Source organism: Plantibacter flavus, assembly GCF_051487245.1.
Classification (GTDB): Bacteria; Actinomycetota; Actinomycetes; order Actinomycetales; family Microbacteriaceae; genus Plantibacter; species Plantibacter flavus_B.
The window spans coordinates 169355-183656 of the sequence record NZ_JAHVDH010000003.1 but is presented as its reverse complement, the minus strand read 5'-3'; the positions used below and the strand labels follow the sequence as shown (position 1 = coordinate 183656).

Genomic DNA, 14302 nt, shown 5'->3' with positions numbered 1-14302 from the left:
ACGCGCGCGCACGGTCGGCTGCGCGAGGTGAGGCGCATCGTCGCCCGGAAGACGCTGGAGCGACGATGCGTCTCACGCACCACTCACGTGAGGTCGACGAGGTACCTCGTGTAGGCGGGAACCGTCAGGAAGGTCGGGAACTCCTCACGCAAGGCGACCTCACGGAACAGCTCGGCGGCGTCGTCGAAGCGGTCCTCGAGCGTGCGGGGCAGTGTGGCGAGCAACTCCGCGAGGATGCGCTCGACGCGTTCGCGGGTGATGCGCTCGCCGTCGTCGGTGGACACCTCCTGATGGATCCATTGCCACACTTGCGAACGGCTGATCTCCGCCGTCGCCGCATCCTCCATGAGCCCGTCGATCGCCGCCGCGCCGATGCCCCGAAGCCAGGAGTCCAGGTAGCGGACGGCGATCGACACGTTGTCACGGAGGCCGGTGTCGGTGACCGCACGACCGATGTGGACATCGAGGAGCTGCGCCGGGGTCACCGACACGTCCTCCCGCAGACGGTCCAGTTGGTTGGGGCGGTCGCCGAGCACCTCGTCGAACTCCGCCCGAGCCGTGGCGATGAGGTCCGGGTGCGCGACCCAGGTGCCGTCGAAGCCGTCACCGGCCTCGCGACGTTTGTCCGCCGACACCTTGTCGATCGCCCGTGCCGTGACCTCCGGGTCGCGACGGTTCGGGATGAACGCCGACATGCCGCCGATCGCGTGAGCGCCGCGTCGGTGGCAGGTCTGCACGAGCAACTCCGTGTACGCACGCATGAACGGGACCGTCATCGTGACCTCGCTGCGGTCGGGGAGCACGAAGCGCGCCCCACGGCCCCGGTAGTTCTTGATGATCGAGAAGATGTAGTCCCAACGGCCGGCGTTGAGCCCGGCGCAGTGGTCGCGCAGGACGTAGAGGATCTCCTCCATCTCGAAGGCCGCGGGAAGCGTCTCGATGAGGACCGTGGCCCGGATGGTGCCGTGCTCGAGGCCCAGGAACTCCTCGGTGAAGGTGAAGACGTCGTCCCAGAGTTTCGCCTCCTCGCTCGACTCCAGCTTCGCCAGGTAGAAGTACGGCCCGCGGCCACCGTCGATGAGTGCCTGCGCGTTGTGGAACACGTACAGGCCGTAGTCGACGAGGCTGCCGGAAGCCGCCATGCCGGCACCCGAGCGGTCGATGAAACGCAGGTGCTTCTCCACCAGATGCCACCCGCGTGGTCGCATCACGATCGTCGGCGTCTCCGCCGCGGTGACGCGGTACTCCTTGCCGGCCTCGTTCGTGAATGACAGCTCACCCCGGATCGCGTCCCGGAGCGACAGCTGCCCCTCGACGACGTTCCGCCAGGTGGGGCTCGTGGCGTCCTCCTGATCGGCCAGCCACACCTTCGCGCCGGAGTTCAGTGCGTTGATCGTCATCTTCGGATCGGTGGGTCCGGTGATCTCGACGCGGCGGTCCTCGAGGCCGGGACCGGCACCGGCCACCTTCCAGGACCTGTCGGCGCGGATCGCCGCGGTGTCGTCCCGGAAGCGCGGGTCGCGGCCGTTGCCGATCTCGAAACGACGCCGCATGCGGTCGGCGAGTCGATCGTGTCGGAGGCCGGCGAAGCGCTGGTGCAGCTCGGTGAGGAAGGCGAGGGCCTCTGGCGTCAGGACCTCGTCGTAGCGGTCGCCCAGACGGCCGAGGACCTCGATGGCCGGGCCGGTGCGCTGCATCGGCACGGGAGACGTGGTGGGAGTGGCTGGTGAGGCGAGCATGGTGTTCATGGTGGGACTCCGTTTCGAAGGAAGTGGTGAGGTGAGGTCGGCTGGTCGCCGAGCCTGCCGAGGTGCCCTTCGACAGGCTCAGGGACCGATCAGTGGAACTGTTGTTCCTCGGTCGAGCCGGCGAGGGCGAGGGTGGCGCTGCCGGGGTTGAGGGCGGTGGCGACCAGATCGAAGTAGCCGGTACCGACTTCCCTCTGGTGCTTGGTGGCGGTGTAGCCGCTGGCTTCTGACGCGAACTCGGCTTCCTGGAGCTCGACGTAGGCGCTCATCGCCCGCTCCCGGTAGTCGCTCGCGAGGGTGAACATCGAGTGGTTGAGGGCGTGGAAGCCTGCGAGGGTGATGAACTGGAACGCGTATCCCATGGCCGCCAGCTCGCGCTGGAACGACGCGATCTGCGCGTCGTCGAGGTGGGACTTCCAGTTGAAGGAGGGCGAGCAGTTGTAGGCGAGCTTCCTCCCCGGGAACCGTTCGTGGATGGCCTCGGCGAAGCGGCGTGCGAGGTCCAGGTCGGGCTCGGCCGACTCCACCCACAGCAGGTCGGCGTACTCGGCGTAGGCGAGCCCACGGGCGAGGACCGGACCGATGCCGTTCTCGACCTCGTAGAAGCCCTCCGGTGTGCGCGTGCCGTTCAGGAACGGCTGGTCACGCTCGTCGATGTCGCTCGTGAGCAAAGTGGCCGCGAGGGCGTCGGTGCGAGCGATGACGAGGGTCGGGACCCCGGCGACGTCTGCTGCGAGCCTGGCGGCGTTGAGCGTCCGGATGTGCTGGCTGGTGGGGACGAGGACCTTGCCGCCCATGTGGCCGCACTTCTTCTCCGAGGCCAACTGGTCCTCCCAGTGCACGCCGGCGGCGCCCGCCTGGATCATGCCCGACATGAGTTCGTAGGCGTTGAGCGGTCCGCCGAAGCCCGCCTCGGCGTCGGCGACGATGGGGGCGAGCCAGTCGATCCGCCTGTCGCCCGACTCGGGCAGCGAGGACGATTCGGCGAATTCGATCTGCTCCGTCCGCAGGAGGGCGTTGTTGATGCGTCGGACGACCGCGGGCACCGAGTTGGCCGGGTAGAGGCTCTGGTCGGGGTAGGTCTGCCCGGAGAGGTTCGCATCGGCCGCGACCTGCCAGCCGGAGAGGTAGATGGCCTTCAGCCCGGCGCGCACCTGCTGGACGGCCTGGTTGCCGGTGAGGGCGCCGAGTGCCGGCACCCACTCCTCGGTGTGGATGAGGTTCCACAGGTTCTCCGCGCCGCGGCGGGCGAGTGTCGGCTCCTCGCGGATGCCGCCACGGAGCCGGATGACGTCCTCGGCCGTGTAGTCGCGGCGGATGCCGTCCCAGCGGGGGTCGGTGTCCCACTCCTCCTGGAGTTCGGCCGCGGTCTGCGTCTGGTCTCCGGCTCGGAGGGGAGCGCGGCGTGCGGGTGGCTGGCTGTCTGCGGTGGTGGCGTCGTTGCTCACGATGGCTCCTGTTCGTCGGGAGTGCTGCTCGGTCGGTGCTGCTGTGGGAACGATCCTGCGCTCCTCAACCGCCGTCTCATCTGCATCCATGCGCAGAAATACCCCGGTTCTTCTGTTTGCCAGAAGAACCGCGCCGTGTGAGCATGGACCGCATGACCAGCACTGCCGCTGCTCCATCAACCGCCGCCGTCCCCTCCGAGGAGGTGGCGGCGCAGGCCGACGCGCTCGTCCTCGGTCGACGCATCCGCGAGGCGCGTGTCGCCGCCGGGTTCACCCTCGAGGAACTCGGGCGCGCGATCGATCGGGCACCGTCCCAGGCATCGGCGATCGAGAACGGCCACCGGGAACCGAGCCTCGCCATGCTGCGGACGATCGCCGCGGCCATCGGCACGACGGTCGACGAGCTGCTCCGCGATGAGGCTCCGAGTGAACGCGCCGCGCTCGAGATCGCCGTGGAGCGTGCGCAGCGAGGGCCGGTGTTCAGCGCACTCGGCATCGACCCGATCCGCGTCTCCAAAGGCACCGCCGACGAGACGCTCCGCACCGTGCTCGCGCTGCACGACGAAGTCGCCCGTCTCCACCGTGAACGCGCGGCGACGCCGGAGGAGGCCAGGCGGGCCAATGCGGTGCTCCGCGCCGACATGCGCGCCGCAGACAACTTCTTCCCCGAGCTGGAGACCATCGCCCGCGGGCTCCTCGACGCGGTCGGCTACACCGGCGGACCGGTGTCGCAGCAGACCGTCGCGGAGATGGCCCAGCACCTGGGCTTCTCGCTCCACTACGTCGGCGACCTCCCGCACTCCACGCGCTCGGTCACCGACCGCCGCAACGGCCGCATCTACCTGCCGACCGAGCAGTCCGCCTCCCGAGACTCGCGCTCGCCGATCCTCCAGGCCTTCGCGAGCCACCTCTGCGGGCACGCCGAGCCGAGAAACTACGCGGACTTTCTGCGCCAACGGGTCGAGACGAACTATCTGACGGCCGCGATCCTCCTGCCCGAACGCGACGCCGTCCGAGTGCTCGCCGAGGCGAAGAACCTCCGACGCATCTCGATGGAGGACCTCCGCGACGCGTTCGCCGTGTCGTACGAGACAGCGGCGCACCGTTTCACGAACCTCGCGACCAGGCACCTCGGCCTGCCGGTGCACTTCATGAAGGTGCACGAGTCCGGCACGATCATCAAGGCGTACGAGAACGACGGCGTGAGGTTCCCCTCCGACGCACTCGGTGCTGTGGAGGGATCGCTCGTCTGCCGGAACTGGACGGCGCGCTCGGTGTTCGACGTCGAGGACCGGTTCAGTCCGTGGTACCAGTACACCGACATGGCGACCGGGACGTTCTGGTGCACCTCCCGCATCGAGAAGGCGAAAGAGGGGGAGTACTCGGTGAGCGTCGGTGTGCCCTTCGCGCACGTGAAGTGGTTCCGAGGGCGGGAGACGCCGCACCGGGCCACGTCGAACTGTCCCGATGAGCGCTGCTGTCGGCGGGCATCGCCGGCGCTCGCCGAACGCTGGGAGGGGCAGGCCTGGCCGGCCGCGCGCACGCCCACGAGTCTCCTGGCGGCGCTGCCGACGGGGTCGTTCCCCGGTGTCGATTCGGTCGAGGTGTACGAGTTCCTGGAGGCTCACGCGCCTCTGGGATGACGTGGATGGGCGGTGAGGCGGATCGTCTTCCGGGATCCTCGGGCGACGATCCGCCTCACCGCCGCCGGATCAGCCGGCGAGGCGCGGGTAGTCGGTGTACCCCTCGGCGCCCGAGGCGTAGAAGGTCGCGGGGTTCGGGGTGTTCTCCTCGTGCTCGCCGGCCCACCGTTCGACGAGGTCGGGGTTCGCGATGGCGAGACGGCCGACGGCGACGGCGTCGGCGTGGGCGTCCTCGACGAGCGCGATGGCCTCCTCGCGCGTGGTCACGGTACCGAAGCCGCTGTTGATGACGAGCTTCCCGCCGAAGCGCTGGCGGAGGTCCTGCACGAGGGCGCTCGTCGGCTCGGCGTGGAGCACGCTGAGGTAGGCGAGACCGAGCGGCGCGAGGGCGTCGAGGAGCGCGTCGTACGTGGCGCGGACGTCGGCCTCGTCGGTCTCCGCCGTGTCGCCGGCGCCGTTCATCGGTGAGATGCGGATGCCCACGCGCGCAGCACCGACCTCGTCGGCCACGGCCGTCACGACCTCCGCGACGTAGGACGCACGTGCCTCCGGGCTCCCGCCGGCGCGGTCGTCGCGCTGGTTGGACGCTGGAGACAGGAACTGGTGGAGCAGGTAGCCGTTCGCGGCGTGCAGTTCCACGCCGTCGAGACCGGCGTCGATCGCGTTGCGGGCCGCCTGCACGAACTCGTCGCGGACGGTGTCGAGTTCCGGCGTCGTGAGGGCGTGCGGAACGGGGTACGGGAGCGCGCCCTCCGGCGTGCGGGCCTCGCCGACGATCGCGATCGCGCTGGGCGCGACGATGCGCTCGGTTCCGGTGATCGCGGTGTGCGAGACGCGGCCACCGTTCATGAGCTGCATGACGATGCGTCCGCCGGCGGCGTGCACCGCGTCCGCCACCCGGCGCCACCCTGCGGTCTGCTCGGGTGTCACGATGCCCGGCTGTCCGGGGTACGAGCGCGACTCGGCGCTCGGGTAGGTGCCCTCGGTGATGATCAGCCCGAGGCCGGCGCGCTGACGGTAGTGCTCCACCACGAGGTCGCCGGGGACGCCGTCGGCTCCGGAGCGCATCCGGGTGAGTGGCGCCATGACGACGCGGTTGCCGAGTTCGATGTCGCCGAGACGGACGGGGGAGAACAGATCCATGCGTTGGTGCCTTTCGTCGCTGCCCGGCGAGTGCGCACGGACTCAGGACGGAACGATGGACGCGATCTCGGTATTCCGATGATGCTTCTGAACCTTGCGCATCTGGTATCTCAGCCGCTAGTATCAGAGCGTGCTCATCGGGTTCCGTCCCCGCAGTCCCGTGGGTGCTCGCCGGTGCCGGCGCATCCGAGGGGGAGGTGCCGGCACCGGTCGATCCTCCAGATCTCCCTATCGCGCCCCTGACTGCGCCGGACAGCGCGGACTCATGGTTCGGACGTGTCGCTGCGAACCACCTCGGCGCTGCCACCGGTCGCCGACGGTTGCGAGGCTGCATCGAACCGCACGCCGCGCGGGTCGCTCGGCGACGCGCACAGGATCAGGAACCAGATCGTCCCCGCGATGGGGATCAGGGCGACGAGCTGCCACCACCCGCTCGAGTTGATGTCGTGCAGGCGACGGGCTGCGAGGGCAAGACCGGGGATGAGTGTGGCGAGCCCCCAGACGCCCAGGGCGATGTTCTGCACGCTGCCCGGGGCGCCGTCGGTGATGTCGCCGCTCCAGAATCCGGTCCAGCCGGGGCCGGCGACGCTTGCATCGATGCTGCGCCCGACGACGGCGATCGTCGTGACGACGACCGCGTTGGCGAGGAACCACCACCAGAACTCGGATCCGCTCGCGCGCCCGAGGAACAGGAAGTATCGCTTCCAGAATCGTGCGACGGCTTGCCACGGTGTCGCGGCGTACAGCGGTCGATCGTCGATGGGCTTGCGCGGTGAACTGGCACTCTCGGTCACGTTTCCCCCTCGTGGTCGGTCTTCCACCCAATCAGCTCAGCAGGCGGAGGGGAACCCGTGGCCGCGGGACCCGAGCGCGTTTTACAGAGGCTCGTCAGTGCCGTACACTGGTTGCAGGTAGTTGAAATCTGCCATGCTTTTTTGCGCCTGTTTTCATTCCTTCTGGGTGATGGCAGGTCGTCGAAGGTCGCGTGGATTTCGGCCCCTCCAGCGCTCCACGCGCTGAAGGGCGGTGGCTCAATTGGTAGAGCAGCGGTCTCCAAAACCGCAGGTTGCAGGTTCAAGTCCTGTCCGCCCTGCGAGTCGATGCATACGCATCGGCACACGAAAGGTGTAACGAGTGGCCCCGAAGAGTACCGACACGCCCGGTGAGGACGTCGTCGTCAAGGCGAAGGCGGACCGCGCTGAGCGGCGCGGTTTCTTCGCGGGCATCATCCTGTTCCTGAAGCAGGTGGTCGCCGAACTCAAGAAGGTCGTCACGCCGACGCGCAAGGAACTCCTCAGCTACACGGCTGTCGTGCTCGTCTTCGTCTGCATCATGATGGCGCTCGTCTACGGCATCGACCTGGTCTTCGCCTGGGTCGTCACGCTGGTGTTCGGCACCGCGAGCTAGTTCTCCGCGGTATCGGCGCCCGTCCGGCACCATCTGCATTCGGCTCCACAATCGAAGACGGCGACACGGTCGTCACGCGCCACGATCTGGCGCGGCGGAGCGGGTACCCCCGCGAACCGCACAACAGAAACGGAATGGAAATCAGTGTCTGAGCGAAACTCGAACGACGTCGACTGGGCAACCGCTGCCGAGCAGTCCTCGGAGGACGACGAGGCGCAGGAGGGCAACGTGCTCTCCGCCGACGAGCACTCCGTCGACCCCGCTGAGCACAACGCCGTCCACGTCGAAGAGACGGGCGACACCGAGGTCGACCTCGACGCCATGCTCGACGCGATGGCCGAGGCCGTCGACCCCGAAGCAGACAAGATCGTCGACGACGCCCTCGAGATCGACGAGGCCTCCGAGGTTGAAGCGGCTGCAGAAGCCATCGCCGAAGAAGAGGCCGAGCCGGTCGATGAAGAGGAAGACCCGTACGACGCCTTCCGCAAGGAGCTCCGCTTCCTGCCCGGCAAGTGGTACGTCATCCACTCCTACGCCGGATTCGAGCGCAAGGTGAAGGCCAACATCGAGCAGCGCAAGTCGACGCTCGAGGTCGCGGACTACATCTACCAGGTCGAGGTCCCCATGGAGGACGTCGTCGAGATCAAGAACGGCCAGCGCAAGATGGTGACGCGCGTCCGGATCCCCGGCTACGTGCTCGTCCGGATGGACCTCAACGAGGACAGCTGGTCGGTCGTCCGCCACACCCCCGGTGTCACGGGCTTCGTCGGCAACGCGCACAACCCGACGCCGCTCCGCTTCGAAGAGTCCTTCAACATGCTGAAGTCGCTCGTCGAGGTCAAGGAGACCGCACCCGCCAAGGGGACCGGCGCCAAGGGCAGTGCCACGCAGCAGCGTGTCATCCCGGCCGAGGTCGACTTCGAGATCGGCGAGACCATCACCATCAAGGAAGGCTCGTTCGCAGGCCTCCCCGGTTCCATCAGCGAGATCAAGCCCGAGAGCGGCAAGCTCACGGTCCTCGTCTCCCTGTTCGAGCGCGAGACCCCGGTCGAGCTCAGCTTCGACCAGGTCACCAAGCTCTAGCCCCGCAAGGGACTCCACAGTCCACCGCCGCCCGACGGGCGCGCGGGAGAGCACACATCATCCGATGGTGCTCGAACCCCAGAAGAAGGAAGAAACATGGCACCGAAGAAGAAGGTCACGGGTCTCATCAAGCTGCAGATCCAGGCCGGCGCCGCAAACCCTGCTCCCCCCATCGGCCCCGCCCTTGGTCAGCACGGCGTCAACATCATGGAGTTCTGCAAGGCGTACAACGCGGCCACCGAGTCGCAGCGCGGCAACGTCATCCCCGTCGAGATCACCGTCTACGAGGACCGTTCGTTCACCTTCATCCTGAAGACCCCGCCCGCAGCGGAGCTCATCAAGAAGGCCGCCGGCGTCGCCAAGGGCTCCGGTACCCCGCACACCGTCAAGGTCGCGAAGCTCACCAAGGAGCAGGTCCGTCAGATCGCTGAGCAGAAGGCTCCCGACCTGAACTCGAACGACATCGAGGCCGCCTCGAAGATCATCGCCGGCACCGCCCGCTCCATGGGCATCACGGTCGAGGGCTAACCCTCCACCGCTCGGGGCTCACGCCCTTCCCTAATCACTCGTGGCAGCGCCGGCCAGGCGCAGATGACCACATTTCTCATAGGAGAACGCACATGGCACAGAAGTCGAAGGCCTACCGGGCCGCAGCCGAGAAGATCGAGGCTGACAAGTTCTACACCCCCAACGAGGCAGTCGCCCTCGCCAAGGAGACCGGTTCCGCCAAGTTCAACAGCACCGTCGAGGTCGCCCTCAAGCTCGGTGTCGACCCGCGCAAGGCTGACCAGATGGTCCGCGGCACGGTCATCCTCCCGCACGGCACGGGCAAGACCGCCCGCGTCATCGTCTTCGCGACGGGCCCGGCAGCAGAGGCCGCGATCGCGGCCGGCGCTGACGAGGTCGGCGGCGACGAGCTCATCGCCAAGGTCGCCGAAGGCTACACCGCCTTCGACTCCGCGGTCTCGACGCCGGAGCTCATGGGCAAGGTCGGTCGTCTCGGTAAGGTCCTCGGTCCCCGTGGCCTCATGCCGAACCCCAAGACCGGCACCGTGACCCCCGACGTCGCGAAGGCTGTCTCCGACATCAAGGGCGGAAAGATCGAGTTCCGCGTCGACAAGCACTCCAACGTGCACTTCGTCGTCGGCAAGGCCTCGTTCGACGCCACGCAGCTCGAGGAGAACATCAACGCCGCGCTCGAGGAGATCCTCCGCCTCAAGCCGTCGTCCTCGAAGGGCCGTTACATCCAGAAGGGCGCCGTGTCCACCACGTTCGGCCCCGGCATCCCGCTGGACGTCAACTCCATCTAGGTTCACCGTCTGAAGGCCCGGTCGCGATTCGCGACCGGGCCTTCGTCGTCGTACGCGCAGTTCGGCGGGTCCGCGGTCGACCTCGTACGATGCAGGGATGGTCACCACACGCCCCGCCTCCGTCGACGACGCCGCGACGCTCGTCGGACTCGCCGCCGCCACCTTCGCCCTCGCCTGCCCGCCAGGCACGGCCCAGGAACACATCGATGCGTTCATCGCGGAGCACTTCACCCGTGAGCGGTTCGACGGCTACCTCGGCGACCAGGACCGCGCGATCACCCTCGTCATCGACGACGAGGGGACTCCGATCGGCTACACGATGCTCGTCTTCGGGCGGACCCAGGATGAGGACGTCCTCGCTGCGCTCACCCAGCCGCCGTCGGTCGAGCTCAGCAAGGTGTACGTGCTGCCGGCCGACCACGGTCGTGGCACCGCTAGGGCGCTCATGGCAGCGACGCTCGACGTCGTCCGCGAACGAGGGTCGGGCGCTGTCTGGCTCGGGGTGAACCAGCAGAACGCGAAGGCGATCCGTTTCTACGAGAAGAGCGGCTTCACGATCGTCGGACCGAAGGTGTTCCACGTCGGTCCGGAACGCCACGACGACTTCGTCATGGAACTGGTGTTCTGACGGTCAACCGTTGGCGACCTTGAGGACGATCTTGCCGCGTGAATGCCCACCCTCCAGGAGCCCGTGGGCCTGGTGCACGTCACACAGTTCGAAGATCTGGTCGACGAACACCCGGACATCGCCGGACTCCAGGAGCCGGCTGATCGTGTCGAGCGTCCCGCCGTCCGGTGCGACCGTGAACGTGGTCGCCCGAACACCGGCCGCTCGGGCGTCCTCCGCGAGTGTCGGCCACGACCCGGTCGGGGCGTTGATGATGAGTCCGCCGGGCCGGAGGACGCCGAACGAGCGCGTCCCGGTGTCGTCGACCGTGTTCCCGATGAGGTCGATCACGACGTCGACCTGCGGGACGACGTCCTCGAACCGCTCGGTCTCGTGGTCGATGGCCTGATGGGCGCCCAGCTCGTGGAGCCAGCTGAGGTTGCGGGCGGACCCCGTCGCATACACCTGGGCGCCGAAGTACGCGGCGAACTGCACGGCGAAGTGCCCGACGCCACCGCTGCCCGCGTGGATGAGGATGCGCTGACCCTCGTGGGCCTTCGCGACGTCGACGACCATGCCCCAGGCGGTCAGCGCGGCGAGCGGGACGCCGGCCGCCTCCACATGGGAGAGTGTGGTCGGCTTGCGCGTGAGGCTCAGTGACGAGACCGTGACGTACTCGGCGTAACTGCCGCCGGTCCGTGGGAAGGCGGTCATGCCGTACACCTCGTCGCCCGGGAGGAGCCCGGCGGCGGCGAAGGGCGACTGCACGACGATCCCGCTGAAGTCGAAGCCGAGCACCGCCGGCATGGAGTCGATCGCCGAGGAGACACCGCGTCCGGATCGGGTCTTCGCGTCGATGGGGTTCACACCGGCGGCGACCACCTTCACGAGGAACTCGGCCATGACCGGTTCCGGTGTGGGGACGGTGTCCATCCGGAACACCTCCGGGCTGCCGACCGCATCGATGACTGCGGCCCGCATGACCTCTGGTGCCGGCTTCACCGCGTCGGCGGTGGTGGCCAGTGACCAGGAGTGTCCGACTCCCTGACGCATCGGTGCTCCTTCGTGGTTCTTCCCCCCCCGGAGCTCCACGGATGGAGGTCTGCTCGGCTACGAGGGTCGCTCCGGTACGGGGTCCGGCTCTGCTCTCATCCAAGCTGTCCAATGAGTCGGGCCTGTTACGGCGGTGTCAATTGGATGATAACGATTCCCGCATTTCGGGGGACATCCACTGCCGCTCGCCGCGTGCCCTGTGCTCCTGCGGGAAGCCTCCGACGGGGGACACGCGGTGGCCGTGTGGCGCGGCGCCGGTCCGCTACAGTTGCGCCATGCGTGCACTGTTCGGAGTCATCAGGATCATCGCCGCAGGCGTCATCATCGCGGCCATCGTCGGCCAGTTCGTGCACAGCCTGTCCTACGACGTCCCGGCAGACTTCTTCGTCAACTTCTTCAGCTTCTTCACGATCCTCTCCAACGCCATCTCCGCCGTCGTCCTGCTCATCGGGGCCTGGTACTGCTTCCGGGTGCGGAAGGACCCGCGCTGGTACAACCTGGTGCTCGCGTGCGCCGTGACCTACATGGGCACGACCGGGGTCGTGTACAACCTGCTCCTGCGCAACATCTCGCTCGACCAGGCGTCCACGCTGCCGTGGTCCAACGAGATCCTCCATCTGATCGCACCGATCTACCTGGTGCTCGTCTGGATCATCACTCCCGGGAAGTCCCGCCTGGAATGGCGACAGCTGTGGGTGATCATCGCCTTCCCGCTCGTCTGGTCGGTGTACACGATGATCCGCGGAGCGGCCGTCGGCTGGTACCCGTACCCGTTCCTCAATCCTGCGCAGCCCGGCGGCTACGGTGCTGTCGCGGTGTACGTCATCGCCATCGCGGGCTTCATCGGGCTGATGGGATCCGTCGTCGTGTGGTTGAGCCGGACGAGGATCCTGCGCGGATGATCGTGGGCGACCCCTCCGAGACGGCCAGCCGGCGGTCCACGGCGCTGCTGTTCGCGGTCGTCGGCAGCGTCCTCGTCGTCGTCGCGACGGCCATGATCTGGGCTGCGCGGTTGAGTCTCGCGAAGAACAGCTACGTCAGCGGCCTCGGTGCCACCGGAGAGGTCACGGCGCCGGTCTTCAACGCGGCGCTGCTCATGGTGTCGCTCGGCGGACTCAGCATCGCGGTCGCGCTCCGTCGAGCCGGTCGGCCGGACGAGGGAGGGCCGCGGACGAGTCGTGCTCGACTCCTGCTCGTGCCGTGGCTCCTCATCGCGGCGTCGAGCCTCTGCTTCTTCGCGGCCTCGCAGGTCACGTGCACCTACGAGTGCCCGATCCCGGCGAGCCCCCGGTTCACCGTGCAGGACGCTGCGCACATCTCGTTCGCCGTCCTGGGTTTCGCGCTCGCCTGCCTCGCGATGATCGGCTCGGCCCTCGGCTCGCGGGTTGCGGCGGTGCGCAGCATGTCCTGGTTCGCCGGGGCGAGCGTCGCGATCGTCGCGGGTGCGGGAGGGCTCCTGTCGCTCGCTGAGGTCGGGCAGAGCGTCGGCAGCTGGCTGGAGTTCGCGGCGACGACGATCGCGCTGTTCTGGCTCGCCGGCTACGGCCTCGCGGAGTCGCTGTCGATCGGTTCACCGGCCGACCCGGCCAGACGACCGGTCGCCGCGAGGGGGCGTCAGGCCGACGCTTCGCCCGAGGCCGTCCTCGGCTGAGTCATCGCGTCGATCGCGTCCGCCGAGAGGGCGTCGCGAAGGACCATGATCGCCGCCCCGAGGACGCCCGCCTCCTCGCCAGCCGTCGAGGTCACGATGCCGAGGTGCCCCGTGGCGAGCGGCATGGATCGGCGGTAGACGACCTCGCGGACCCCCGCCAGGAGGTGTTCGCCGGCCCGCGCCACCGTCCCGCCGAGGACGACGAGGGACGGGTTGAGCAGGTTGACGACGACGCTCAGCACTTCGCCGATCTCACGACCCGCTTGGCGGGCGGCCTCGATCGCGGCGTGGTCGCCGGACCGGATGAGCGATGCGACGTCCCGGCTGCTCTGCGCCTCGACACCCTGCTCTCGCAGGGCTGCCGCGATCGCCGGACCGCTCGCGATGGCCTCGAGGTCGCGCTCGTCGTGGACCGGGCGCCGGGAGTCGCGTCCTGCCGGCACCTGCACGTGGCCGATGTCGCCGGCGGCGCCGAGCGCGCCCCGCTGCAGCTCGCCACCGGCGATGATGCCGGCGCCGATGCCCGTCGACACCTTCACGTAGACGAGGTCGTCGGTGTCCGGCCAGGAGAGCGCGTGCTCGCCGAGCGCGAGGAGGTTCACGTCGTTGTCGATGAACACGGGGACGTCGAGCGTCTGGCGGATGCAGGCGGGCACGTCGAACCGGTCCCACCCGGGCATGATGGGCGGGTTGGTCGGGCGGCCGGTCGAGTGTTCCACCGGGCCCGGGAGGCCGATCCCGACACCGACGACCGGGGGTGCGGTCGTCTGGGGGGAGGTCCACGCGCCGGGCTCGGCGAGCAGGGCGGTCGCGGTCTCGACCACCCAGCGCAAGACGGTCTCCGGGCCCTGCGCGATGTCGAGCTGGGACCGCGTGGAGGCGAGGATGGCACCCGCGAGGTCGGTGACGGCGACGGTGCCGTGCGTCGCGCCGAGGTCGACGGCGACCACGATCCGGGCGAGCGGGTTGAAGGCGATTCGAGCCGGCGGCCGTCCGCCGGAGGACGCGGCCTCACCGGCAGGCCGGAGGAGGCCTGCGGCGAGGAGGGCGTCGACCCGCAAGGAGACGGTGGAGCGGGCGAGCCCAGTGAGCGTGCACAGCTCGGACTTCGTCCGGGCGGTCCCGTTGCGGAAGAGCTGGAAGAGCTCGCCGGCGCCTGGTGAGGCGGGGGAGGTGGGGCGCTGCAGCTCGGTCATGGCGACAGTCAAC

General features: G+C 68.5%; 14 protein-coding genes and 1 tRNA gene. 9 read left to right on the top strand and 6 right to left on the bottom strand.

Features of this window, described 5'->3' with window-relative positions:
- Positions 1–83: 83 nt before the first annotated feature.
- Positions 84–1697: a malate synthase A gene (gene aceB / locus KXS11_RS07940; RefSeq protein ID WP_437385491.1), complete on the bottom strand. Its 1614-nt coding sequence runs from the start codon at positions 1695–1697 to the stop codon at positions 84–86.
- 140 nt (positions 1698–1837) lie between these two features.
- The gene (gene aceA, locus KXS11_RS07935; protein WP_437385019.1) at positions 1838–3196 is read right to left on the bottom strand and encodes an isocitrate lyase; all 1359 of its coding nucleotides are present in this window, start codon (positions 3194–3196) and stop codon (positions 1838–1840) included.
- A gap of 152 nt (positions 3197–3348) precedes the next feature.
- Here aceA and KXS11_RS07930 point away from each other — a divergent pair, with 152 nt between their 5' ends.
- The gene (locus tag KXS11_RS07930) at positions 3349–4839 is read left to right on the top strand and encodes a helix-turn-helix domain-containing protein (protein ID WP_437385018.1); all 1491 of its coding nucleotides are present in this window, start codon (positions 3349–3351) and stop codon (positions 4837–4839) included.
- Positions 4840–4908: 69 nt separating this feature from the next.
- Here KXS11_RS07930 and KXS11_RS07925 read toward each other — a convergent pair whose 3' ends face one another.
- Together KXS11_RS07925 and KXS11_RS07920 are read right to left on the bottom strand one after the other, a co-directional pair.
- The gene (locus tag KXS11_RS07925) at positions 4909–5982 is read right to left on the bottom strand and encodes an alkene reductase (RefSeq protein ID WP_437385017.1); all 1074 of its coding nucleotides are present in this window, start codon (positions 5980–5982) and stop codon (positions 4909–4911) included.
- 263 nt (positions 5983–6245) lie between these two features.
- Positions 6246–6776 (bottom strand): DUF805 domain-containing protein, encoded by a 531-nt coding sequence (locus tag KXS11_RS07920; protein WP_437385016.1) that lies wholly within the window; start codon positions 6774–6776, stop codon positions 6246–6248.
- Between the two features lie 226 nt (positions 6777–7002).
- Between KXS11_RS07920 and KXS11_RS07915 the strand changes: the two genes are divergently transcribed.
- The 6 genes from KXS11_RS07915 to KXS11_RS07890 all read left to right on the top strand — a co-directional run bounded on the left by KXS11_RS07915 (position 7003) and on the right by KXS11_RS07890 (position 10410).
- Positions 7003–7075 (top strand) — tRNA-Trp (locus KXS11_RS07915).
- A 41-nt stretch (positions 7076–7116) separates the two neighbouring features.
- Positions 7117–7389: a preprotein translocase subunit SecE gene (gene secE / locus KXS11_RS07910; RefSeq protein WP_347870614.1), complete on the top strand. Its 273-nt coding sequence runs from the start codon at positions 7117–7119 to the stop codon at positions 7387–7389.
- 144 nt (positions 7390–7533) lie between these two features.
- Positions 7534–8472, top strand: a complete 939-nt coding sequence (gene nusG / locus KXS11_RS07905) for a transcription termination/antitermination protein NusG (RefSeq protein WP_437385015.1) — start codon at positions 7534–7536, stop codon at positions 8470–8472.
- 96 nt (positions 8473–8568) lie between these two features.
- Positions 8569–9000 (top strand): 50S ribosomal protein L11, encoded by a 432-nt coding sequence (gene rplK / locus KXS11_RS07900; protein WP_347870612.1) that lies wholly within the window; start codon positions 8569–8571, stop codon positions 8998–9000.
- Positions 9001–9092: 92 nt separating this feature from the next.
- Positions 9093–9782, top strand: coding sequence for a 50S ribosomal protein L1 (gene rplA / locus KXS11_RS07895; protein ID WP_437385014.1), 690 nt, complete (start codon positions 9093–9095; stop codon positions 9780–9782).
- A gap of 97 nt (positions 9783–9879) precedes the next feature.
- Positions 9880–10410: a GNAT family N-acetyltransferase gene (locus KXS11_RS07890; protein WP_437385013.1), complete on the top strand. Its 531-nt coding sequence runs from the start codon at positions 9880–9882 to the stop codon at positions 10408–10410.
- Positions 10411–10413: 3 nt separating this feature from the next.
- Here the strand turns inward: KXS11_RS07890 and KXS11_RS07885 are convergent, their stop codons facing one another.
- On the bottom strand, positions 10414–11370 hold the full coding sequence (locus tag KXS11_RS07885; RefSeq protein ID WP_437385490.1) for an NADP-dependent oxidoreductase: 957 nt from the start codon (positions 11368–11370) through the stop codon (positions 10414–10416).
- Between the two features lie 347 nt (positions 11371–11717).
- Here KXS11_RS07885 and KXS11_RS07880 point away from each other — a divergent pair, with 347 nt between their 5' ends.
- On the top strand, positions 11718–12344 hold the full coding sequence (locus KXS11_RS07880; RefSeq protein ID WP_437385012.1) for a Pr6Pr family membrane protein: 627 nt from the start codon (positions 11718–11720) through the stop codon (positions 12342–12344).
- Positions 12341–13093, top strand: a complete 753-nt coding sequence (locus KXS11_RS07875; RefSeq protein ID WP_437385011.1) for a DUF998 domain-containing protein — start codon at positions 12341–12343, stop codon at positions 13091–13093. The genes KXS11_RS07880 and KXS11_RS07875 overlap by 4 nt, the downstream gene beginning before the upstream one ends.
- On the opposite strand, the gene KXS11_RS07870 is transcribed toward KXS11_RS07875, so the two are convergent.
- Positions 13057–14289, bottom strand: a complete 1233-nt coding sequence (locus KXS11_RS07870) for an ROK family protein (RefSeq protein ID WP_437385010.1) — start codon at positions 14287–14289, stop codon at positions 13057–13059. The two genes, KXS11_RS07875 and KXS11_RS07870, sit on opposite strands and share 37 nt — an antisense overlap.
- Positions 14290–14302 lie beyond the last annotated feature (13 nt).

What these genes read in the sequence shown, in the direction of transcription:
- aceB (WP_437385491.1), bottom strand. Translation starts at nt 1,697, where the DNA reads ATGCAGCGCACCGGCCCGGCCATCGAGGTCCTCGGCCGTCTGGGCGAC.
- KXS11_RS07930 (WP_437385018.1), top strand. Translation starts at nt 3,349, where the DNA reads ATGACCAGCACTGCCGCTGCTCCATCAACCGCCGCCGTCCCCTCCGAG.
- KXS11_RS07925 (WP_437385017.1), bottom strand. Translation starts at nt 5,982, where the DNA reads ATGGATCTGTTCTCCCCCGTCCGTCTCGGCGACATCGAACTCGGCAAC.
- rplK (WP_347870612.1), top strand. Translation starts at nt 8,569, where the DNA reads ATGGCACCGAAGAAGAAGGTCACGGGTCTCATCAAGCTGCAGATCCAG.
- rplA (WP_437385014.1), top strand. Translation starts at nt 9,093, where the DNA reads ATGGCACAGAAGTCGAAGGCCTACCGGGCCGCAGCCGAGAAGATCGAG.
- KXS11_RS07890 (WP_437385013.1), top strand. Translation starts at nt 9,880, where the DNA reads ATGGTCACCACACGCCCCGCCTCCGTCGACGACGCCGCGACGCTCGTC.
- KXS11_RS07885 (WP_437385490.1), bottom strand. Translation starts at nt 11,370, where the DNA reads ATGCGGGCCGCAGTCATCGATGCGGTCGGCAGCCCGGAGGTGTTCCGG.
- KXS11_RS07880 (WP_437385012.1), top strand. Translation starts at nt 11,718, where the DNA reads ATGCGTGCACTGTTCGGAGTCATCAGGATCATCGCCGCAGGCGTCATC.
- KXS11_RS07875 (WP_437385011.1), top strand. Translation starts at nt 12,341, where the DNA reads ATGATCGTGGGCGACCCCTCCGAGACGGCCAGCCGGCGGTCCACGGCG.
- KXS11_RS07870 (WP_437385010.1), bottom strand. Translation starts at nt 14,289, where the DNA reads ATGACCGAGCTGCAGCGCCCCACCTCCCCCGCCTCACCAGGCGCCGGC.